The organism is Pseudomonas sp. FP2335, from assembly GCF_030687535.1.
GTDB lineage: Bacteria > Pseudomonadota > Gammaproteobacteria > Pseudomonadales > Pseudomonadaceae > Aquipseudomonas.
On sequence record NZ_CP117437.1, the window covers coordinates 224,207 to 243,805 of the forward strand.

The following is a 19,599-nucleotide window of genomic DNA, read 5'->3' on the forward strand; positions in this document are numbered from 1 at the left end:
AGCTGACTTGCCTGCGATAGCATCACCAAGGTGTGACTGACACACCGAGGTGCCTGCATCGCGGGCAAGCCCAGCTTCCACCGAAAAGCCAGCCCCACAGAAGGCTTGTTCCTACAGTGGTATCTTCCCCGCTAACCAAGGACTCTTATGTCGCGTCGTATCTCCCCCGTCATACCCGGCTTCGGGCTGACGCTGGGCTACACCGTGGTGTACCTCAGCCTGATCGTACTCATCCCCCTGGCGGCGATGTTTGTACACGCCGCCCAACTCACCTGGGATCAGTTCTGGAACATCATCTCCGCTCCGCGCGTGTTGGCGGCGTTGCAATTGAGCTTCAGCACCGCGTTGTACGCCGCGCTGATCAACGGCGTGATCGGCACCCTGCTGGCCTGGGTGCTGGTGCGCTACACCTTCCCCGGCCGCAAGATCATCGACGCGATGATCGACCTGCCGTTCGCCTTGCCCACGGCTGTCGCCGGTATCGCGCTGACCGCGCTGTACACGCCGAACGGCTTCGTCGGCCAGTTCGCCGCTGACCTGGGCTTCAAGATCGCCTACACCCCCCTGGGCATCACCCTGGCGCTGACGTTCGTCACGCTGCCGTTCGTGGTGCGCACGGTGCAGCCGGTACTGGCCGACATCCCCCGCGAAGTCGAAGAAGCCGCCGCCTGCCTGGGCGCCAAGCCGTTGCAGGTGTTCCGCTACATCCTGGTGCCGGCATTGCTGCCCGCCTGGCTGACCGGCTTTGCCCTGGCGTTTGCCCGTGGCGTCGGTGAGTACGGCTCGGTGATCTTCATCGCCGGCAACATGCCGATGAAAACCGAGATCCTGCCGCTGCTGATCATGGTCAAGCTCGACCAATACGACTACCGCGGCGCCACCTCCATCGGGGTGTTGATGCTGGTGGTTTCCTTTGTCTTGCTGCTGCTGATCAACTTGTTGCAGCGGCGCATCGAACGTCCATAAGGAGGCGCGGAACATGTCCCAATCGTCTATTTCCGCCGCGTCTTCGGCCAACGCCGCCCGCCGTGGCAGCGCGACGTCACGACGAATCCTGATCGGCCTCGGCTGGCTGGTGTTTGTGCTGTTCCTGCTGTTGCCGCTGTTGATCGTGGTGACCCAGGGCCTGAAGAACGGCCTGGGGTCGTTCTTCACCGCGATCCTTGAACCCGACGCGCTGTCGGCGTTGAAACTCACCGTGATCGCCGTATTGATCTCGGTGCCGCTCAACCTGGTGTTTGGCGTCAGCGCCGCGTGGTGCGTGAGCAAGTACTCGTTCCGTGGCAAGAGCATCCTGGTCACGCTGATCGACCTGCCGTTCTCGGTGTCGCCGGTCATTGCGGGCCTGGTCTACGTGCTGATGTTCGGCGCCCAGGGCTTCTTTGGCCCGTGGTTGCAGGAGCATGACATCCAGATCGTGTTCGCCTTGCCCGGCATCGTGCTCGCGACCATCTTCGTCACCGTGCCGTTCGTGGCCCGTGAACTGATCCCGCTGATGCAAGAGCAGGGCACCCAGGAAGAAGAAGCCGCGCGGCTGCTCGGTGCGAACGGCTGGCAGATGTTCTGGCACGTTACCGTGCCGAACATCAAATGGGGCCTGATCTACGGCGTGGTGCTGTGCACCGCGCGGGCCATGGGCGAGTTCGGCGCGGTGTCGGTGGTGTCCGGCCACATTCGCGGCGTCACCAACACCCTGCCGCTGCACGTCGAGATTCTCTATAACGAATACAACCACGTTGCCGCGTTTGCGGTGGCCAGCCTGTTGCTGATCCTGGCGCTCTTTATCCTGCTGCTCAAGCAGTGGAGCGAGAACCGTATCAACCGCCTGCGCAAAAGTGCCGGTGAGGAATAAGTCATGTCGATCGAAGTGCGTAATGTCAGCAAGAACTTCAATGCCTTCAAGGCCCTGAACAGCATCAATCTGGACATCCAGAGTGGCGAGCTGGTGGCGTTGCTCGGGCCCTCCGGCTGCGGCAAGACTACCTTGCTGCGCATCATCGCCGGCCTGGAAACCCCGGATGACGGCAGCATCGTGTTCCACGGTGAAGACGTCTCCGGCCACGACGTGCGTGATCGCAACGTCGGCTTCGTGTTCCAGCATTACGCGTTGTTCCGGCACATGACCGTGTTCGACAACGTGGCGTTCGGCCTGCGCATGAAACCGAAAAACCAGCGCCCGAGCGAAAGCCAGATCGCCAGCAAGGTCCACGAACTGCTGAACATGGTGCAGCTGGATTGGTTGTCGGATCGTTACCCGGAACAACTCTCCGGTGGCCAGCGCCAGCGTATCGCCCTGGCCCGCGCCCTGGCGGTGGAGCCCAAAGTGCTGCTGCTCGACGAACCCTTCGGCGCCCTCGACGCCAAGGTACGCAAGGAGCTGCGCCGCTGGCTGGCGCGTCTGCACGAAGACATCAACCTGACCTCGGTGTTCGTGACCCACGACCAGGAAGAGGCCATGGAAGTTGCCGACCGTATCGTGGTGATGAACAAGGGCGTGATCGAGCAGATCGGCTCACCGGGCGACGTCTACGAAAACCCGGCCAGCGATTTCGTCTATCACTTCCTCGGTGATTCGAACCGTCTGCACCTGGGCGAAGACAATCATGTGTTGTTCCGCCCGCATGAAGTGTCGCTGTCGCGCCATGAACTGGAAGACCACCACGCCGCCGAAGTGCGCGACATCCGCCCCCTGGGCGCGACCACGCGGGTGACGTTGAAAGTGGAAGGCCAGAGCGAACTGATCGAAGCTGAAGTGGTTAAAGACCACGACAGCCTCACGGGTCTGGCCCGTGGCGAGACCCTGTTCTTCAAGCCCAAGGTCTGGCAAAAAGCCTAAGAACCCACCGCCAGGCCCAATCTGGAATGGGACCAGACTGTGGGAGCGGGCTTGCTCGCGAATGCAGTGTGTCAGTCAATGCAGTTGGTACTGATACACCGCCTTCGCGAGCAAGCCCGCTCCCACATCTAGACCTTTCTCGGCTCAAGATCGCGGCGCGTCACAGGGCCCGACCGTGCTTCGATCTGCTGCTTGAGGTCATGGCGCAGCCCCAGCAGAAACGCCAACTCGGCCACCACAAACAACGGCCCGACGATCAACCCCGACACGTCATCCACAAACGCGGGCTTTTTGCCTTCGTAGTAGTGCCCGACAAACTGGATCACCCAGCCCACCACAAACATCCCGATGCCGCTGCCGAGCCACACCGCTGTGCTCTGCGCCGCCAGCACATGCCCGGCCCACACCGACAAGCCCATCAGCACCGTCATCAGTGCACCCAGCGCCAGTTCCAGGCGCAGGTAAAACACTGCGCTGAACAACGCGAGAAGAACCGCCGGTGAAATCCACAGCCCAGCCACCGCCCATTCCGGGCGTGACAGCAGCACGGCCACTGCGACGACAATCAACGGGATGCCGATAAAGTGGCTGGCGATATTGCGTGGGTCGCGGTGGTAGGCGGCGTATTGGCTAAGATGCTCGACGAGGCTTTTCATTCTTGTTCCTCCTGTAGGATGTTTGATCATGCTCTGTCAGTCGTTGCCTGACTGTCAGTTGGGCGACAATCTCTGGAGTTCCCATGGACGCAGCTCAATGGCACGCGCGGCTCGCCGCCGGTCACTGGTTCAGCCACCTGCCTACAGCGTTTCAGCATAGCTTGCTGGCTCACGCCCGATTGCGCTCGCTGGTGGCTGGGCAATGCCTGTTCAAACGCGGTGATCCACCCTGCGGCCTGTATGCGGTGCTGGACGGCAGCCTGCGCATCAGCGCGGTGAACGAACACGGCAAGGAGGCGGTATTGAGCCTGGTGGAGTCGCCGTTCTGGTTCGGCGAAATCTGCCTGTTCGACGGCCTGCCGCGTACCCACGACGCCAGCGCCGTCGGGCCGTGCACGCTATTGCAGGTGCCGCAGCAGGCGCTGCTCGGCATTCTTGAGCAAAACCCCCGGTATTGGCGCGACCTGGCCTTACTGATGAGCCAGAAACTGCGCCTGAGTTTTATCGGCCTGGAACACCTGAGCCTGATGCCCGCCTCGGTGCGCCTGGCCCATCGTTTGCTGATGATGGTCGCGGGCTACGGCGACATCGAGCCCTCACGGCGCAGCGTGCAACTGCCCCAGGAAGACCTCGCCGCGATGCTCAGCCTGTCACGCCAGACCACCAACGCCCTGCTCAAGGACCTGCAAGCCCGAGGCATCGTGCGCCTGGGCTACGGCGCAATCGAAATCCTCGACGCCGAGCGCCTGCGGGAGGCGGCGCACACCTGAGGGTGTTAGCCTGCAGGCCTGATCAATCGAGGTGTGTTATGCGCGTGCTGTTAGTGGAACATGAATCCGATGAGGCACAGCAGATGGCCCAGGGCCTGAACGAGGCGGGCTACAGCGTGGAAGTCGCGGCCAACGGCATGGCGGCCCAGCGCTTTGTGGAAAGCAGCGAGTACGATCTGGTGATCCTGGATGTGATGCTGCCGGGGCTGAATGCCTGGAAGTTGCAGCAGTCGATTCGCCAGAAGGGCGACACGCCGCTGTTGTTCCTGACCACGCCCGGTGGAATTGAAGACCGCCTGCGCGGGTTGGAACTGCATGAGGATGACTACTTGCTCAAGCCGTTCGCGGCCAAGGCGTTGGTGGCGCGGGTGCGCAACGTGTTACGGCGTGATCGTGGGCGTTGACGGTACTGGCGCCATCGCGGGCAAGCCCGCTCCCACATTTGATTGCATTCCAAGGTTGGAACCCGGTCACCTGTGGGAGCGGGCTTGCCCGCGATGAGGCCCTCAACCCCCCCATAAATCCCGCTACCGCAACCCATCCCGGAACTGCCCCGGCGTCACCCCCGTCCAGCGCTTGAACGCGCGGCTGAAACTGCTGGTATCGGCAAACCCGAGCAAATGACTGATCTCCGCCAACGAGCATTGCGGGTCCCGCAAGTGCAGCAACGCCAGATTCTCCCGGCACTCGTTGAGCAGCGCATCAAACCGACAGCCTTCATCCGCCAGATGCCGCTGCAAACTGCGCAGGCTCAAGTGCAACGCCTGGGCAACCCGCTCCGCGCTCGGCTCGCCGTCGGGCAGTTGCGCTTCGATCACCCGGCGCACCCTGCGCTCCCAGGTCAGCGGTTGCAGTTGCGCGAGGGTGCGCTTGAGCACGGTTTCATTGTGTTCGGCCAGCTCGGGGTTGGCGTCGTCGAGGTGGCTGTCGAAGTCCTGGGCGGCGAATTCCAGGCGGTCTTCCTCGGCGGCAAAAAACACCGGCGCGCGAAACACCGTGTGCCACGGCGTGGGGTCAGCCGGCTGCGGGCGCCGCAAGTACACGGCGAGCGGTGCATAGTCACGCCCCAGGCGATTGCGGCAGGTGCGCACATAGATCGCCGCAAACGCATCGATGGCTTCGAACGCCGGCGCCGGGCTGCCCTGCGGTTGCAGCAGGCGAAAACGGTAGCGTTCGCCATCCCCGCTCAGCTCCAGGGTCAGGGCATCGCTGACCACCTGGTGATACCGCACGATGCGCTCGAACACCTCGCGCAGGCTGCCGCTGGCCACCAGCGCATAGCCCAACGCGTGAAAGGTGGTGGGGCTGACAAACCGCGACACCCGCAAACCGATCGCCGGGTCGCCGCTGGCCTGCACCGCCAGCGCCCACAGGCGTGTGGTGGCCGACAGCGGGTAGCGCGCATTGGGATCGTCCATGAGCTGCGGGTCGAGCCCGGCCGCGATGCACAGCGCGGCGCTGTCGAGGCCGAGGGCGTCGAGTTGCTTGCGCAGGGCGCGGGTCCAGCTGGCGAGGGAAGTGGCTTCGGGCATGGTGATTGGCGCTTGCGGTCAACAGGTTGGCGTGTGGAGCTGATGCCCTGGGGGACCGCATGGGCCAGGATGCATCCATCGATAACCAGAGGATGGAAGCATGGACGGTACTTCTGCAAGTCCCCAACAGATGAACGCACAACAGCGTGCGGCGCATATCCGTGACGTGGTGCTGGCCGAAGGCGTGCGCCTGCGCCAGCAGCACCCCTGGCTGCTGCATCAGGACGCCCTGGGCGCCGGCATCCTGGCCTTTGCGTTGCTTGGCATGCTCGGCTCGGCGGCGCTCTACATCAGCGGTCACGTGGCTTGGTGGGCGTGCCTGCTGGTCAATGCGTTCCTCGCCTCGCTGACCCACGAGCTGGAACACGACCTGATCCACAGCATGTACTTTCGCAAGCAGCGCATCCCCCACAACCTGATGATGGGCCTGGTCTGGCTGGCGCGGCCGAGCACGATCAACCCGTGGGTCCGCCGTCATCTGCATCTGAACCACCACAAGGTCTCCGGCACCGAGGCCGACATGGAGGAGCGCGCCATCACCAACGGTGAACCCTGGGGGCTGGCGCGGCTGTTGATGGTCGGTGACAACGTCATGTCGGCGTTTATCCGAATGCTGCGGGCCAAAACCTGGAAGCACAAACTCAGCATCCTCAAGCGCGCGCTGCTGGTCTACGCACCGCTGGCGCTGCTGCATTGGGGCGCGTGGTATGTGTTCCTCGGCTTTCACGCGGCCAATGGCATCGCCAGCCTGCTGGGGGCGCCCATCGAGTGGTCGGCCGGCACCTTGCAGATGATGCACGTGATCGACATCGCCGCCGTGGTGATCATCGGCCCCAACGTGCTGCGCACCTTTTGCCTGCACTTTGTCAGCTCCAACATGCACTACTACGGCGATGTGGAACCGGGCAACGTGATCCAGCAGACCCAGGTGCTGAACCCGTGGTGGCTGTGGCCGCTGCAGGCGTTCTGCTTCAACTTCGGCAGCACCCACGGCATCCACCATTTTGTGGTCAAGGAGCCGTTTTACATCCGCCAACTGACCGCCAGGGTCGCGCATCAGGTCATGGCGCAGATGGGCGTACGCTTCAATGATTTCGGGACGTTTGCGCGGGCCAATCGGCTTGGCTTTCCACCGCCTGCAGCGTCTCGATCAACGCCTTCGCCGCAGGCGACAAGCGCACCCCAGCGCGGCTGATCACGCCGCAGCGGTTGCTCAGGCTGTCGAGGGCGTGGGGCAGGTTGCGCCAGTGCAGCACCTGCAACGCGCCGCTGGCGAACGCTTCGACGAAGGCTTCTTCGGCGCCCAGGCCAATCGCATCGGACTGGCGCACGATGCTCGCCAGTGTCGAGAACTGCTCAAGCTCGATGGCGGGCACAAAGTCGATACGCCCGCTGAGGTTGGCCAGCAGTTTGCGAATGCCCGGCGCGATCAGCGGCGTGGCCAGCGGGTAGCCGAACAGGTCGTTGGTGGACAGGCTGTCCTTGGCCAGCAACGGGTGCCCGGCGCGGCAGAAAAACACACTGCGCCGGGGTGTCAGGGCCCGGGTCTGGAAGTTCGGGTCGGCCTCGAAGTGGCGCACATCGGCGATAAAAAACTCGATCTCTTCGCGGCTCAGGCTACGCCCGAGTTTTTCCCAGTTATCTACCTGCAACGCGCTGCGCACCTTGGGGTAGGTGGTAATAAACCGCGCGAGGGCCTGGGGCACCAGATTGACCGCCGCCGCCCCATCACTGCCAAAACGTACTTCACCGGCGTCGAGCTTGGTCATGCGCGTGACTTCGTGGCTGAGCAACGCCGCGCCTTGCACCAGGCTCAGGGCATGTTGCAGCACCACCTGGCCTTCGGGGGTGGGGCGCAGCTCCTTGTGGGCGCGGTCCACCAGCACGCAGCCGAACTCCTGCTCCAGGCCCTGGATGCTGCGGCTGAACGCCGGTTGCGTGATGCCCATGGCGTCGGCGGCTCGCACGAAACTGCGGTGCTCGTTGAGCGCGATGAAGTAGCGCAGTTGGCGAAGATCCATGGGGCGCCCGGCGTCCAAGAGGGGAAACCGGGATTTTAAGGGGCTCGCTTATTCCGTCAATGAAGCATGTTTGTTTTATCTAGATCTTAAATGCATATCTATAGAGCGGCTGCCGTGCGGTAGGTGGCCGGGCTGAACACTCGCGTCACCACCAGCATTGCCACGGCGGTGACGGTCAGCACCACCCAGGCGCTGACAAAATTGCCGCTGAGTTCGCGCAGCCAGCCGGTCATCCACGGCGACACCGCGTTGATCAGGAAGCCCACGCCCTGCACGAAGGCCGCCAGTTGCCCGGCTTGGCGCGGGTCGCGGTGATGGTCGAGGGTCAGCAGCAGGCTCAGGGCAAAACACGCGCCCAGGCCGAAGCCGCACAGCGCCACCCACACATGGGGAAATTGCAGCGGGGCCATGATCAGCCCCAGGTACCCGATGGTCTGCGCCAGCAGGCTGACGCCGAGCAACGGCCGCCGGTCGATGCCGCGTTGCGCCAGCACCGGCATCAACAGCGCGGCGAGCACCTGGAAGATGGTCATGAACGCCAGCAACGAACCACTGGGCAGCACGCCCCAACCCAGTTGCTGATAGAACGCCGGCAGCCACGCCACCAGGCTCATGTAGCCGCAATTGACCAGGCCGAAATACAACGCCAGCAGCCAGGCGCGGCGGTTGCGCAGGCCCTTGAACGCCGGTATCTGCCTGGCGCTTTTCGCCGCGCCCAGGGGCAAACAGGCCCACAGCAACAACGCCGCCAGCGCGGGCAGCAGCCACACGCCGAGCCCCGCCTGCCAAGCGCCGAACTGCGTGGCCACCAGCGGGCTGAGCAGCGCCGCCAAACCGCCGCCGGCCATCAACGAGGCCGAATACACGCCCATCGCCACTGGCACGCGGTGCTGGAATTCGCGCTTGATCATCGCCGGCACCAACGCCTGGATCAGCGCCACGCCCGCCCCCCCCAACAACGCCGTCACCAGCAGCGCCGCGCCCTGGCCCATCAGCCAGCGCGCCAGGCACGCCAGCAGAATCATCATCAGGCCCAACGCGATGCCGCGCCGCTCGCCCAGTTGCGCCTCGACGCGCACGCCGACCAGTGCGACCAGGCCCATGCAAATCACCGGCAGGCTGGTGAGCAGGGCGCTGCTCTGGAAACTCAGGCCGGTGGCCAGGCGGATTTCGCCGAGCAGCGGGCTGATGGAACTGAGGATCGGCCGCAGGTTGAGGCCCAACACGATCAGCAGGCCCCAGCCGGCGAAGGATTTATTGAGGGTCATGCGGCGCCCTTGCGGCAGGTAAATGAGGCGTGAGTATGGGCAGCGCCGCAGGTATTCTGAAATTAAATATAACCATGCCAATCAGTGGCAAGTTGAATGGTGAGTGCCATGTTCGATCCCGTGTTGTTACGCAGCTTTGTTGCCGTAGTGGACTGCGGCAACTTCACCCGCGCCGCCGAGCGCCTGCACCTGACCCAATCCACCGTAAGCCAGCAGATCCGCCGCCTGGAGGACGTCGCCGGTTGCCAGTTGCTCGACCGCGATCAGCGCCGCGTGGTCGCCACCACCGAGGGTGAGCGCTTGCTGGCCTACGCGCGGCGCATCCTGGCGCTGCATGAAGAGGCCGCCGACGTGCTGATCAACCAGCAAAGCGACGGCGTGCTGCGCCTGGGCGTGCCGGAGGATTTCGCCTCCGAGCGCTTGCTGCCGCTGCTCTCGGCGTTTGTCGGGGCGTATCCACGGGTGCGCCTGGAAGTCACCAGTGGCCTTGGCCCCGAGTTGCAGCGCCAATACCGCAGTGGTGAGTTTGACGTGCTGCTGGTCAAGCAAATGGGCGACAGCGATGACTGCCTGGCCTCGTGGCCGGAGCCATTGTGCTGGGTCGACAGCCGCAGCATGCCGTGCCTGGACCGCGAGCCGCTGCCGCTGGTGGCGTTCCCGGTGGGCGGGCTGTACCGCAACGAGATGCTGCAACACCTGGAAGTCGGCGGCTGGCGCTGGCGCATCGGCTATTCCAGCGCCAGCCTGGCAGGTGTGTGTGCGGCGGTGGCGGCGGGCTTGGGCATCAGCTTGCTGCCGCTGCGGGTGGTGCAGGCCGGGCACCAGATCCTGGGTGAGGACAGCGGCCTGCCGGCGGTGCAGGGCGTGCGCCTGGCGTTGTATGCGCGCAGCGGCCTGGGGGCGGCGGGGCAGTGTCTACAGAGCGAGTTGTTCGATTTATGTGCAAACAGCCCGTGTTGAGTCATGCCTTTGCTGAATATTTTGTATGCCTGTAAAGCATTGAAAAAACACACCTCGGCGCCAGGCCACGAACGGCGAGGGTTTGGCGTTTCAGTCCGGTTCGGTTATGCAGTTTAGGTCTATGTATAACTTTAAAGATTACTTTAAGAGATAAGCGTCTGGCCCCGATGATTCAGTCCTCGACGGCCTTCCAACGCAGGCCCGTCGGTTTTTTGTTTGAAAACCGTAGGGAGTGAATCCATGGGCAATGTCCAGACCGCCGCCAGTGCACACGAGGCGCAATGGCGCCAGGCACCGGGTGGTGAGTTGGTCGACCTTGGCCGGCCGCATCGCGCGCCGCTGGGGCAACTGCGCACGCAGCAAACCCCCAAGCGTTTCTCCAGCCGTCGCGAAGGCATTCTGCTGGGTTTGCTGGTGCTGGCCCTGCACGCTGCGGTGATCTACTGGGTGGCGCAGAAGCCGACACCGGTGCTGCCGATCGTGCCGCCGGAAATTCCGCCGATGACCATCGAATTTTCCCAGCCGGCGCCGCCGGTGGTCGAACCGCCACCGCCTGTGCCGCCACCACCACCGCCGCCTGTGGTTGAGCCACCGCCGCCCGTGGTGGATGAGTTGGCCGCCAAGCCGGCGCCGAAAAAGCCGATTCCAAAACCCAAGCCCGTGCCGAAGCCGGTGCCCAAGCCTGAGCCCGCCCCCAAACCGGTCGAGCCGCCGCCCGCACCCCCGACCCCGGCACCGCCCGCGCCGCCTGCGCCACCGGCACCGGCGCCGGTAACGCCCGCTTCGGCCAACGCCGCGTATTTGAAGAACCCGGCGCCCGAATACCCGTCACTGGCCCAGCGCCGTGGCTGGGAAGGCACGGTGTTGCTGCGGGTGCAGGTGCTGGCCAGTGGCAAGCCGGGTGAGATCCAGATCCAGAAGAGCAGCGGTCGCCAGCAACTCGACGACGCCGCGCTGGCTGCGGTGAAACGTTGGAGCTTCGTACCGGCCAAGCAGGGCGACGTCGCCCAGAACGGCTGGGTCAGCGTCCCGATCGATTTCAAGATTCACTAACTATTCGGCTGCGGTGTGTTGCACACGCCGCGACCTGCACAGAGGGAAGACATCATGGCATTAGCATCTCCACTTGAATCCATCGAAAGCGCGGTGATCTGGCTGCTGGTGGTTTTTTCGGTCGCCACCTGGGGCCTGGCCCTGCTCAAGGGCGTGCAGTTCGGTCGCCTCAAGGCGCAGGATCGCAAGTTCCATAAACAGTTCTGGGCGGCGTCGAGCCTCGACTCAGCTGCCGAGCTGGCAGAAACACAACCCGGCGCCGCAGCCCGTGTGGCCCAGGCCGGTTACGCCGCGATCCAGGTGGGCGAGACGCCACACGCTGCCGACCTGAGCCAGGCCATCAACCACCAGGACCGCCTCGAACGCGCCCTGCGCCAACAGATCGTGCGTGAACGCCGTTCCCTGGAGACCGGCCTGGCCGTGGTCGCCAGTATCGGCAGCACCTCGCCGTTCATCGGCCTGTTCGGCACCGTGTGGGGCATCATGGAAGCGCTCAAGGGCATCAGTGCCGCCGGTTCCGCCAGCCTCGAAACCGTGGCCGGCCCGATTGGTGCCGCGCTGGTGGCCACGGGTGTAGGTATCGCCGTCGCCGTACCGGCGGTGCTGGTCTACAACTACTTCCTGCGCCGTCTAAAGCTGACGGCTGCGGACCTCGACGACTTTGCCCACGACTTCTACAGCCTGGCGCAGAAAAATTCGTTCCGCGTGCTGCTGCACCCGACCCTGAACAAAACCGCGGCCGGCAACCCGCAGAAAGTGAAGGAGGCGTCCTGAGATGGCCTTCTCCACGCAAGACAGTGATGAGGTGCTGAGCGAGATCAACGTCACGCCGCTGGTGGACGTGATGCTGGTGCTGCTGGTGGTGTTTATCGTCACCGCGCCGCTGTTGACCAACGCGATCCCGATCAACCTGCCCAAGACCGAGGCTGTGGCCCCGGTGGAGCAGAAGGACCCGCTGGTGGTGAGCATCGACGGCGCCGGTAAAGTGTTTATCAACAAGGACGAAATCCAGCCGGACCTGCTGGAATTCAACCTGCAGGCGGCGAAAGCCAAGGACCCCGATGTGCGGGTGCAACTGCAGGCTGACGATGGTGTGAACTACGGCGAAGTGGCGCGAGCCATGGCGTCGATCGAACGCGCGGGCATTACCAAGTTGTCGGTGATTACCGCCCGTTGATTGCAAAAGCCTCGACAAGTTTTTGGCCGTCTCCTTGGCAGGGTGCGGCCTTTTTTTTGCCTGGAATTTAACCAGCAACACAAACGCCAGCCTGGAATGAGGGCCCCTGTGGGAGCGGGCTTGCTCGCGAATGCGGTGTGCCAGTCGGCATCTTCATCGCTGACCCACCGCATTCGCGAGCAAGCCCGCTCCCACATTTGGATCTTTATTGGGTTTAAGTTTTTGGTTATTAATAAATAGCTTCTTATTCCTTAACGAATATAAACCTCGTCCCTATACTGTCCTACAACGTTAAACGCTGCAGGAGGGCACACCCATGCACAGCGAGTCGATTCGTTATCTGATCGTGCCGGGCTGGCAAGGATCGCCAGAAGATCATTGGCAAAGTCATTGGCAGAACAGCCTGCCCAACAGTGCACGCGTGGAACAGGCCGACTGGCTGACCCCGCGCCGTGAAGACTGGGTGGCCGCGCTGGCCGAGGCCATCGCCGCCGACAGCACGCCGGTGATCCTGATCGCCCATAGCCTGGGGTGCATCACCGTGGCGCATTGGGCTGCGACTGCCCCGGTGCAGTTCTTGCGCCAGGTGCGGGGTGCCTTGCTGGTGGCCCCGGCCGATGTCGAACGGCCTGCCTGCTCGCCTGCCTTGCGTAATTTCGCGCCGATTCCCACTGACCTGCTGCCGTTTCCGAGCCAAGTGGTCAGCTCCGACAACGACGCCGCTGTCAGCGCCCCGCGGGCCCTGGAGCTGGCGCGTCACTGGGGCGCCGAAGCCGGCATCCTCGCGGGCGCCGGGCATATCAACGTGAAGTCCGGCCACCAGCGCTGGGAACAGGGCTTCGCCTACCTCTATCGCCTGCAAAGCCGCCTCGAGCACCACGCCCGGCGCAGTGCCTGAACACTTTTCAACGCCCCGTCCCTGAGTGGATCTGGGGCGGGAGCCTGCCATGAGTCTGCATGAAACCTACGGCCAGCCATTGCTGACCTTTCCCGACGCCGATAAAAGCCCGTTGAGCATCCGCGCCAAGGCGCTGGTGTTTGTCGACCCACGCTCGCGCCAGTTGCGCGAAGACCTCGAAAGCCTCGCGCCCCGCGCCTTGCCGGTGTTGATTCGCGGCGAGACCGGCAGCGGTAAAGAGTTGCTGGCGCGGCATATCCACCGTGGCAGCGATCGCGGCGGCTTGTTTGTGTCGGTCAACTGCGGTGCGATCAGCCCGACCTACGCCGACGCCGAGCTGTTCGGCTACGCCGCCGGTGCCCACAGCGGCGCGGCCAGCAGCCGGGCCGGCTGGTTCGGATCGGCCAACGGCGGCACCTTGTACCTGGACGAGATCGGCGACTTGCCGCTGCCGATCCAGGTCAAATTGCTCGCCGCCCTGGAAAACCACGAAGTCACCCGCGTCGGCGCCCATCAGCCAAGCCCGGTGGATGTGCGCCTGGTTGCCGCCACCAGCATCGACCTGGCCCAGGCCGTGGCAGCGGGCAAGTTCAATGAGCGCCTGTTCCATTACCTGAGCGAAGGCCAGCTGGAGTTGCCAGCACTGCGCGAGCGGGTTGGCGACATCCTGTCCCTGGCCGAATATTTTCTCGGCATCTACAGTCAGCGCCTGGACCTGCCGGTGCCGCTGATCAGCGATGCGGCCCAGCAGGTGCTGGAACAACACAGTTGGCCGGGCAATACCCGCGAGCTGGAAAACGTCATTCACTTTGCCTTGCTGGTAAGCAGTGGCGACGAGATCTTGCCCGAGCATTTGAATCTGCCCGTGGCCGGTTCGCCCCTTGAGCAGGTGCAGCGGATTTTCAATAACGCCAGCGCCGCTGAACGGGAAAGCTTGCGCAACTTTCTATCTCAAAAAGCCGCTACATGAACAAAATGGAATATCAACGTGAATAAAAGATATTGTTCGGGAATAAAAAATCTAGGTATTGTCCGCTTCACGCCGCGATAGCACATCGCTGGCACACCACATAACAAGCGGCCGTCACCGACGCCCCGGAATTAAGGACACTGCATGAAAAAGGTTCTGTTGTTTACCGCACTGACGGCTGCCCTGACTGCAAGCTTCGCCCAGGCCAACGAGAAGCTGGTGGTTGCTGCCACCCCGATCCCGCACGCCGAGATCCTCGAACTGGTCAAGCCAACCCTGGCCAAAGAAGGCGTGGACCTGGAAATCAAAGTCTTCACTGACTACGTACAACCCAACGTACAGGTCGCCGAGAAGCGCCTGGACGCCAACTACTTCCAGACCCTGCCGTACCTGGAAAACTTCAACAAGGGCAAGGGCACCAACCTGGTCACCGTGGTTGGTGTGCACGTTGAACCCTTCGGCGGTTATTCGAAAAAGATCAAAAACATTTCCGAGCTCAAAGATGGCGCCACCGTGGCCATCCCGAACGAAGGCTCCAACAGCGGCCGCGCCCTGTTGCTGCTGCAGAAAGCCGGCGTGATCACCCTGAAAGACCCGACCAATGCCTTGTCCACGCCAAAAGACATCAAGGACAACCCCAAGCACCTGAAATTCAAGGAGCTGGAATCGGCGTTGCTGCCACGCGTGCTGGACCAGGTTGACCTGGACCTGATCAACACCAACTACGCCCTGGAAGCGGGTCTGAACCCGGCCAAGGATGCGCTGATCATCGAAGACGCCAAGTCGCCGTACGTGAACTTCCTGGTGGCTCGCCCGGACAACAAGGACAGCGACGCGATCCAGAAGCTCTCCAAGGCCCTGACCAGCCCGGAAGTCAAAGCTTTCATCGAGAAAAAGTACAACGGCGCGGTAGTGCCTGCGTTCTGATGTAGCCCAAAACCCCTTCAAGGTTTCAACGCCGACGGCTCCTACAGCGTCGGCGTTTTTTATTGCCTGAAATCTGGAATGCAATCAAACCTGTGGGAGCAGGCAAGCCAGCTCCCACAGGGGATTTGTGTAGGTTTGCAAGGGTTAGCTTTTTGCGTGATATGAATATGCTATTTGGGTATTTAAAATTTCTTTTTTATGCCTTTAAAGTCTGCGCTACCCGGCGTTACCCACGCCGGCTCGAACCGCGCACGCCGCATTACCCCTGTGGCGTTTTGGACTTCCGATGACCTTCGATTTCGCGTTTATCCTCAGCACCCTGCCGGCGTTTCTCAACGCCGTCGGGGTGACGCTGCAAGTCGGCCTGATCGCCATTGCCACCTCGCTGCTGGTGGCACTGATCAACGCTGCGCTGCTGGTGTTCCGCACGCCCTACCTGTCGCGCCTGGTGGCGCTGTACGTGGAGCTGGCGCGCAACACGCCGCTGCTGATCCAACTGTTTTTCGTCTACTTCGCGCTGCCGGCCCTGGGCTTGAATATCTCCGGGTTCTGGGCGGCGATCATCACCATGACGTTCCTCGGCGGCGCCTACCTCACCGAAGTACTGCGCGCCGGGGTGGAAGCGGTGCCGCTGGCGCAGATCGAGTCGGGCAAGTCCATCGGCCTGTCCGACTGGCAACTGCTGCGCCACGTGATCCTGCCCCAGGCCGGCATTCTCAGCCTGCCGGCGCTGTTCGCCAATTTCATCTTCCTGCTCAAGGAGACCACTGTGGTGTCCGCCGTGGCGGTGCCAGAGATTCTCTACACCACCAAGAGCTACATCGCGCTCTACTACAAGACCTACGAGATGCTCGCCGTGCTGACGCTGATCTGCGTGTTGCTGTTCTTGCCGCTGTCGCTGCTGCTCAGCCGCCTGGAAAGGAGGCTCCAGCATGGCCAGTTCGGGTCTTGAGTTGCTGTGGGTGTCGTTGCCGCAACTGGGCAAGGGCGCTGCGCAAACCCTGTCGATTTCCTTCTTGAGCATCGCCTTCAGCACCGTCGGCGGCGTGGTGTATGGCGTGTTGCGCAGCTTGAACAAGCGCCTGCTCAACGCGGTGTTGCGGGTGTACCTGGAGCTGTTTCGCGCGATCCCGGTGCTGGTGTGGCTGTACCTGCTGTTTTTCGGCCTGCCGATTTTCTTCGGCCTGAGCATTCCGAGCTTCTGGTGTGCGGTGCTGGTGCTGTCGCTGTGGGGGGCCAGTGAAGTCGGCGAGGTGGTGCGCGGCGCGTTGCATTCGCTGCCCCGTGGCCAGCGAGAGGCGGGCTTGTCGATTGGCCTGTCCGGCCCGCAGCTGTACGGCTATGTGCTGCTGCCCCAGGCGCTCAAGCGCATGACGCCGCCGACCATCAACGTCTACACGCGCATCATCAAGACCAGTTCCCTGGCGGTGCTGATCGGCGTGGTGGACGTGATCAAGGTCGGTCAGCAAATCATCGAACGCACCTACGAATCCGTGTTGATTTACGGCGTGCTGTTTCTGTTTTTCTTCTTTATCTGCTACCCGTTGTCGGCCGCCTCCAAGGTGCTGGAACGGCGCTGGGCCCAAGCATGAGCGCATTGATCGAGTTTCAGGGTTTCAACAAATTCTTCGGCGAAACGCAGGTGCTCAAGGGCATCGACTTGCGTGTGCGCAGCGGCGAAGTCGTGGTGATCCTCGGCCCCAGCGGCTGCGGCAAAAGCACCTTGCTGCGCTGCCTGAACGGGCTGGAAGTGGCCCACAGCGGTAGCCTGCGTTTTGCCGGCAACGAGCTGTTGGACACAAGCACCGACTGGCGCCAGGTGCGCCAGGACATCGGCATGGTGTTCCAGAGTTACCACCTGTTCCCGCACATGAGCGTGCTCGACAACATCCTGCTCGGCCCGCTGAAAGTGCAAAAACGTGACCCCCGCGAAGCCCGCGAGCAAGCCGAAAAACTCCTCGAACGCGTCGGCCTGGCCGACAAGCGCGACGCCTTCCCGCGCCAGCTCTCCGGAGGCCAGCAGCAACGCATCGCCATCGTCCGTTCGTTGTGCATGAACCCGCAAGTCATGCTGTTTGACGAAGTCACCGCTGCCCTCGACCCGGAAATGGTCAAGGAAGTGCTGGAAGTGATCCAGGGCCTGGCCCGCGATGGCATGACCCTGCTGATCGTCACCCACGAAATGGCCTTCGCCCGCGCCGTCGCCGACCGCGTGGTGTTTATGGAGGCCGGGCGCATCCTCGAACACAACACCCCCGAAGAATTCTTTACGAACCCGCAAACCGCACGCGCGCAGCAGTTCCTGGAGAAGTTCTCCTTTGTCTCAACACTGCCCAAGAAAACCAAGGAACTGGAGCTGCTATGAAAAAACTACTGCTGCCACTGTTGGCCGTCGCCGTACTGGCCGGCTGCGATAAAAAGGCCGAAGAGCCGGCCAAACCCGTCGCCGCTGCCGCGAGCTACATCGACAAGATCAAGGCGCGCGACAAGCTGATCGTCGGCGTGTTCACCGACAAGCCGCCGTTCGGCTTCGTCAACGAAGCCGGGCGCTACGTTGGCTTCGATACCGACATCGGCCGCCAATTCGCCAAGGATCTGCTGGGCGATGAAAACAAGGTGGAATTCGTCGCGGTCGAGCCGGCCAGCCGCATTCCGTTCCTGCAAAGCGACAAGGTCGACCTGATCCTCGCCAACATGACCGTGACGCCGGAGCGCAAGGAAGCGGTGGACTTCACCAACCCCAACCTGAAAGTCGCGGTACAGGCCCTGGTGCCCAACGACAGCGCGGTGAAAAGCCTGGATGACCTGGCGACCCGCACCACCATCGTGACCACCGGCACCACCGCCGACATCTGGCTGACCAAGAACCACCCGGACTGGAAGCTGCTCAAGTTCGAGAAAAACTCCGAGTCGCTGCAAGCGTTGTCGGCGGGTCGTGGTGACGCTTATGCGCAAGACAACCTGGTGCTGTTCAGCTGGGCCAAGCAGAACCCGGGTTACCGCGTGCTGGAAGAGAAGCTCGGCGATGAAGCGCCGATTGCGCCGGCGGTGAAGAAGGGCAACGTTGAGCTGCGTGACTGGGTGAATGCCGAGTTGGCGAAGTTGGGTGAGGAGAAGTTCCTGCTCAAGCTGTATGACCAATATGTGCGTAAAGAGCTGAGCGATGACACCAAGCCTGAGAGCGTGATTGTTGAAGGGGGCAAGTGGCAGGGTTGATCCTTTGCTTTTGTGGTGACTGAACTACCGCTTTCGCGAGCAAGCCCGCTCCCACATTTTCCCGCATTCCAAAGGAAGAACTCGGTCAAATGTGGGAGCGGGCTTGCTCGCGAAGAGGCCCTCCCAGTCACAACTTACTCCGGCCAATGCCAAGCCGGCGCATCCAGAATCCCCTGCCCCACAATCTGGGTCTCCCCCAACACCTTCTCCAGCACAATCGAGTTGCACCCCTCATCCTGCTGCAACGCCGCAATCAACCGGCTGGCATGGGACACCACCCACACCTGGCACTGGCGCGACGCCTGGATAATCAAGCGCGCCAACGCCGGCAACAGATCCGGGTGCAAGCTGGTTTCCGGCTCGTTCAGCACCATCATGGTCGGTGGCCGTGGCGTCAGCAGTGCAGCAATCAGCAGCAGATAACGCAAGGTGCCGTCGGACAACTCCGCCGCCGACAACGGCCGCAATAAGCCCTCTTGATAAAACTCAATTGCAAAACGCCCGCCCTGTAACGGCTGGATGTTCAGGCGTGCGCCGGGAAACGCATCGCTGACCGCGTTCTGCAACGCCTCGGGGTCGCCGATTTCGCGGATGGTCTGCAACGCCGCCGCCAAGTCGCGCCCGTCATGGTGCAGCACCGGCGTGCGCGTCCCTAGTTGCGGTTGGCGCACCGGCGCGTCCACGTCGCTGCGAAAGTGATCATAAAAGCGCCAACCGCGAATGCTTTCGCGCAGCAACAGCACTTCCGGCGAGCCGCGCAGGCTGCCGACCTGATCGAACAGGCTGTGGTAATTCGGCGTGTGTTGGGCCACTACATCCCAGGCGCGGCCGTCGCGGGCACGCACCATTGGCCCGGAACGTTGCACCAGCAGGCTGGCCGGGCGGTAGACGTGGCCGGCCCAGATGCATTCCTTTTTTACTTCAGGGTCCATGGAAAAATAGGACTGGGTCAGTTCCGGCAGGCCCAGGGAGATCGCGTAGCTGAAATCTTCGGCGGCAAATCCCAGGCGCAGGCGTTTGACCTTATGGCGCACGGTGGGCTCTATTGGCGCCTCGCCGTTGCGCATGCGTCGGGTGATAGTCTCCGGCCCGGCCCAGAAGGTCGAATCCAGCCCGCCCTCACGGGCCAGTGCATTGATTACCCCGCCCTGGGCGGTTTCGGCCAGCAGGCGCAGGGCGCGGTACAAGTTGGACTTGCCGGAGCCATTGGGGCCGGTGATCAGATTCAAGCGGTCCAGGGGCACCACCAATTTATTGATCGAGCGGTAATTGGCCACCGCGAGGGTCTTGAGCATGGGTCTTCAATCAATGGGGG

At 62.7% G+C, this 19,599-nt stretch carries 22 protein-coding genes; 17 read left to right on the forward strand and 5 right to left on the reverse strand.

Annotation, left to right across the window (positions count from 1 at the left end):
* Positions 1-147: 147 nt before the first annotated feature.
* From cysT to PSH81_RS01005, 3 genes are read left to right on the forward strand one after another with little or no spacing between them, the layout of a single operon-like run.
* Positions 148-966 carry a sulfate ABC transporter permease subunit CysT gene (gene cysT, locus PSH81_RS00995; protein WP_192298513.1) on the forward strand — a complete coding sequence of 273 codons (819 nt, stop codon included), beginning with the start codon at positions 148-150 and terminating at the stop codon, positions 964-966.
* A gap of 13 nt (positions 967-979) precedes the next feature.
* Positions 980-1,852 carry a sulfate ABC transporter permease subunit CysW gene (cysW, locus tag PSH81_RS01000; protein ID WP_226456682.1) on the forward strand — a complete coding sequence of 291 codons (873 nt, stop codon included), beginning with the start codon at positions 980-982 and terminating at the stop codon, positions 1,850-1,852.
* A 3-nt stretch (positions 1,853-1,855) separates the two neighbouring features.
* On the forward strand, positions 1,856-2,836 hold the full coding sequence (locus PSH81_RS01005; protein WP_192298511.1) for a sulfate/molybdate ABC transporter ATP-binding protein: 981 nt from the start codon (positions 1,856-1,858) through the stop codon (positions 2,834-2,836).
* 128 nt (positions 2,837-2,964) lie between these two features.
* Here PSH81_RS01005 and PSH81_RS01010 read toward each other — a convergent pair whose 3' ends face one another.
* Positions 2,965-3,492 carry a DUF962 domain-containing protein gene (locus PSH81_RS01010; RefSeq protein WP_226456683.1) on the reverse strand — a complete coding sequence of 176 codons (528 nt, stop codon included), beginning with the start codon at positions 3,490-3,492 and terminating at the stop codon, positions 2,965-2,967.
* An 83-nt stretch (positions 3,493-3,575) separates the two neighbouring features.
* On the opposite strand from PSH81_RS01010, the gene PSH81_RS01015 reads away from it, so the two are divergent.
* Together PSH81_RS01015 and PSH81_RS01020 are read left to right on the forward strand one after the other, a co-directional pair.
* Positions 3,576-4,262 carry a Crp/Fnr family transcriptional regulator gene (locus PSH81_RS01015; protein ID WP_226456684.1) on the forward strand — a complete coding sequence of 229 codons (687 nt, stop codon included), beginning with the start codon at positions 3,576-3,578 and terminating at the stop codon, positions 4,260-4,262.
* Positions 4,263-4,300: 38 nt separating this feature from the next.
* Positions 4,301-4,666, forward strand: coding sequence for a response regulator transcription factor (locus PSH81_RS01020; RefSeq protein WP_305391854.1), 366 nt, complete (start codon positions 4,301-4,303; stop codon positions 4,664-4,666).
* Between the two features lie 123 nt (positions 4,667-4,789).
* Here PSH81_RS01020 and PSH81_RS01025 read toward each other — a convergent pair whose 3' ends face one another.
* A complete protein-coding gene (locus PSH81_RS01025; RefSeq protein WP_226456687.1) occupies positions 4,790-5,794 on the reverse strand; it encodes an AraC family transcriptional regulator in 1,005 nt (334 codons plus the stop codon).
* Between the two features lie 100 nt (positions 5,795-5,894).
* On the opposite strand from PSH81_RS01025, the gene PSH81_RS01030 reads away from it, so the two are divergent.
* On the forward strand, positions 5,895-6,989 hold the full coding sequence (locus PSH81_RS01030) for a fatty acid desaturase (protein WP_305391855.1): 1,095 nt from the start codon (positions 5,895-5,897) through the stop codon (positions 6,987-6,989).
* Here the strand turns inward: PSH81_RS01030 and PSH81_RS01035 are convergent.
* Entirely contained in the window at positions 6,880-7,815 is a 936-nt protein-coding gene (locus PSH81_RS01035) for a LysR family transcriptional regulator (RefSeq protein ID WP_226456689.1), read from the reverse strand. The genes PSH81_RS01030 and PSH81_RS01035 overlap by 110 nt on opposite strands.
* 98 nt (positions 7,816-7,913) lie before the next feature.
* Positions 7,914-9,083: a CynX/NimT family MFS transporter gene (locus PSH81_RS01040; RefSeq protein ID WP_305391856.1), complete on the reverse strand. Its 1,170-nt coding sequence runs from the start codon at positions 9,081-9,083 to the stop codon at positions 7,914-7,916.
* A gap of 108 nt (positions 9,084-9,191) precedes the next feature.
* Here PSH81_RS01040 and PSH81_RS01045 point away from each other — a divergent pair, with 108 nt between their 5' ends.
* The 11 genes from PSH81_RS01045 to PSH81_RS01095 all read left to right on the forward strand — a co-directional run bounded on the left by PSH81_RS01045 (position 9,192) and on the right by PSH81_RS01095 (position 18,284).
* The gene (locus tag PSH81_RS01045) at positions 9,192-10,043 is read left to right on the forward strand and encodes a LysR family transcriptional regulator (RefSeq protein ID WP_305391857.1); all 852 of its coding nucleotides are present in this window, start codon (positions 9,192-9,194) and stop codon (positions 10,041-10,043) included.
* A 240-nt stretch (positions 10,044-10,283) separates the two neighbouring features.
* On the forward strand, positions 10,284-11,096 hold the full coding sequence (locus PSH81_RS01050; protein WP_192298502.1) for an energy transducer TonB: 813 nt from the start codon (positions 10,284-10,286) through the stop codon (positions 11,094-11,096).
* A 51-nt stretch (positions 11,097-11,147) separates the two neighbouring features.
* A complete protein-coding gene (locus tag PSH81_RS01055; RefSeq protein ID WP_192298605.1) occupies positions 11,148-11,870 on the forward strand; it encodes a MotA/TolQ/ExbB proton channel family protein in 723 nt (240 codons plus the stop codon).
* A gap of 1 nt (position 11,871) precedes the next feature.
* The gene (locus PSH81_RS01060; RefSeq protein ID WP_124526239.1) at positions 11,872-12,273 is read left to right on the forward strand and encodes a biopolymer transporter ExbD; all 402 of its coding nucleotides are present in this window, start codon (positions 11,872-11,874) and stop codon (positions 12,271-12,273) included.
* A gap of 316 nt (positions 12,274-12,589) precedes the next feature.
* Entirely contained in the window at positions 12,590-13,171 is a 582-nt protein-coding gene (locus PSH81_RS01065) for an alpha/beta hydrolase (protein WP_192298501.1), read from the forward strand.
* Positions 13,172-13,220: 49 nt separating this feature from the next.
* Entirely contained in the window at positions 13,221-14,141 is a 921-nt protein-coding gene (locus PSH81_RS01070; RefSeq protein ID WP_192298500.1) for a sigma 54-interacting transcriptional regulator, read from the forward strand.
* Positions 14,142-14,285: 144 nt separating this feature from the next.
* Positions 14,286-15,068: a MetQ/NlpA family ABC transporter substrate-binding protein gene (locus PSH81_RS01075; protein ID WP_192298499.1), complete on the forward strand. Its 783-nt coding sequence runs from the start codon at positions 14,286-14,288 to the stop codon at positions 15,066-15,068.
* Positions 15,069-15,354: 286 nt separating this feature from the next.
* On the forward strand, positions 15,355-16,020 hold the full coding sequence (locus tag PSH81_RS01080) for an amino acid ABC transporter permease (RefSeq protein WP_065941074.1): 666 nt from the start codon (positions 15,355-15,357) through the stop codon (positions 16,018-16,020).
* Positions 16,001-16,660, forward strand: a complete 660-nt coding sequence (locus PSH81_RS01085; RefSeq protein ID WP_305391858.1) for an amino acid ABC transporter permease — start codon at positions 16,001-16,003, stop codon at positions 16,658-16,660. Before PSH81_RS01080 ends, PSH81_RS01085 begins: the two co-directional genes overlap by 20 nt.
* Positions 16,657-17,433, forward strand: a complete 777-nt coding sequence (locus tag PSH81_RS01090; RefSeq protein ID WP_192298497.1) for an amino acid ABC transporter ATP-binding protein — start codon at positions 16,657-16,659, stop codon at positions 17,431-17,433. The genes PSH81_RS01085 and PSH81_RS01090 overlap by 4 nt, the downstream gene beginning before the upstream one ends.
* A complete protein-coding gene (locus PSH81_RS01095; protein ID WP_305391859.1) occupies positions 17,430-18,284 on the forward strand; it encodes a transporter substrate-binding domain-containing protein in 855 nt (284 codons plus the stop codon). Before PSH81_RS01090 ends, PSH81_RS01095 begins: the two co-directional genes overlap by 4 nt.
* A gap of 134 nt (positions 18,285-18,418) precedes the next feature.
* Here PSH81_RS01095 and PSH81_RS01100 read toward each other — a convergent pair whose 3' ends face one another.
* Positions 18,419-19,579, reverse strand: coding sequence for an AAA family ATPase (locus tag PSH81_RS01100; protein WP_305391860.1), 1,161 nt, complete (start codon positions 19,577-19,579; stop codon positions 18,419-18,421).
* Positions 19,580-19,599 lie beyond the last annotated feature (20 nt).

Coding starts and splice junctions, on each gene's coding strand:
- cysT (WP_192298513.1), top strand. CDS start 148: ATGTCGCGTCGTATCTCCCCCGTCATACCCGGCTTCGGGCTGACGCTG.
- cysW (WP_226456682.1), top strand. CDS start 980: ATGTCCCAATCGTCTATTTCCGCCGCGTCTTCGGCCAACGCCGCCCGC.
- PSH81_RS01005 (WP_192298511.1), top strand. CDS start 1,856: ATGTCGATCGAAGTGCGTAATGTCAGCAAGAACTTCAATGCCTTCAAG.
- PSH81_RS01010 (WP_226456683.1), bottom strand. CDS start 3,492: ATGAAAAGCCTCGTCGAGCATCTTAGCCAATACGCCGCCTACCACCGC.
- PSH81_RS01015 (WP_226456684.1), top strand. CDS start 3,576: ATGGACGCAGCTCAATGGCACGCGCGGCTCGCCGCCGGTCACTGGTTC.
- PSH81_RS01020 (WP_305391854.1), top strand. CDS start 4,301: ATGCGCGTGCTGTTAGTGGAACATGAATCCGATGAGGCACAGCAGATG.
- PSH81_RS01025 (WP_226456687.1), bottom strand. CDS start 5,794: ATGCCCGAAGCCACTTCCCTCGCCAGCTGGACCCGCGCCCTGCGCAAG.
- PSH81_RS01030 (WP_305391855.1), top strand. CDS start 5,895: ATGGACGGTACTTCTGCAAGTCCCCAACAGATGAACGCACAACAGCGT.
- PSH81_RS01035 (WP_226456689.1), bottom strand. CDS start 7,815: ATGGATCTTCGCCAACTGCGCTACTTCATCGCGCTCAACGAGCACCGC.
- PSH81_RS01040 (WP_305391856.1), bottom strand. CDS start 9,083: ATGACCCTCAATAAATCCTTCGCCGGCTGGGGCCTGCTGATCGTGTTG.
- PSH81_RS01045 (WP_305391857.1), top strand. CDS start 9,192: ATGTTCGATCCCGTGTTGTTACGCAGCTTTGTTGCCGTAGTGGACTGC.
- PSH81_RS01050 (WP_192298502.1), top strand. CDS start 10,284: ATGGGCAATGTCCAGACCGCCGCCAGTGCACACGAGGCGCAATGGCGC.
- PSH81_RS01060 (WP_124526239.1), top strand. CDS start 11,872: ATGGCCTTCTCCACGCAAGACAGTGATGAGGTGCTGAGCGAGATCAAC.
- PSH81_RS01065 (WP_192298501.1), top strand. CDS start 12,590: ATGCACAGCGAGTCGATTCGTTATCTGATCGTGCCGGGCTGGCAAGGA.
- PSH81_RS01070 (WP_192298500.1), top strand. CDS start 13,221: ATGAGTCTGCATGAAACCTACGGCCAGCCATTGCTGACCTTTCCCGAC.
- PSH81_RS01075 (WP_192298499.1), top strand. CDS start 14,286: ATGAAAAAGGTTCTGTTGTTTACCGCACTGACGGCTGCCCTGACTGCA.
- PSH81_RS01080 (WP_065941074.1), top strand. CDS start 15,355: ATGACCTTCGATTTCGCGTTTATCCTCAGCACCCTGCCGGCGTTTCTC.
- PSH81_RS01085 (WP_305391858.1), top strand. CDS start 16,001: ATGGCCAGTTCGGGTCTTGAGTTGCTGTGGGTGTCGTTGCCGCAACTG.
- PSH81_RS01090 (WP_192298497.1), top strand. CDS start 16,657: ATGAGCGCATTGATCGAGTTTCAGGGTTTCAACAAATTCTTCGGCGAA.
- PSH81_RS01095 (WP_305391859.1), top strand. CDS start 17,430: ATGAAAAAACTACTGCTGCCACTGTTGGCCGTCGCCGTACTGGCCGGC.
- PSH81_RS01100 (WP_305391860.1), bottom strand. CDS start 19,579: ATGCTCAAGACCCTCGCGGTGGCCAATTACCGCTCGATCAATAAATTG.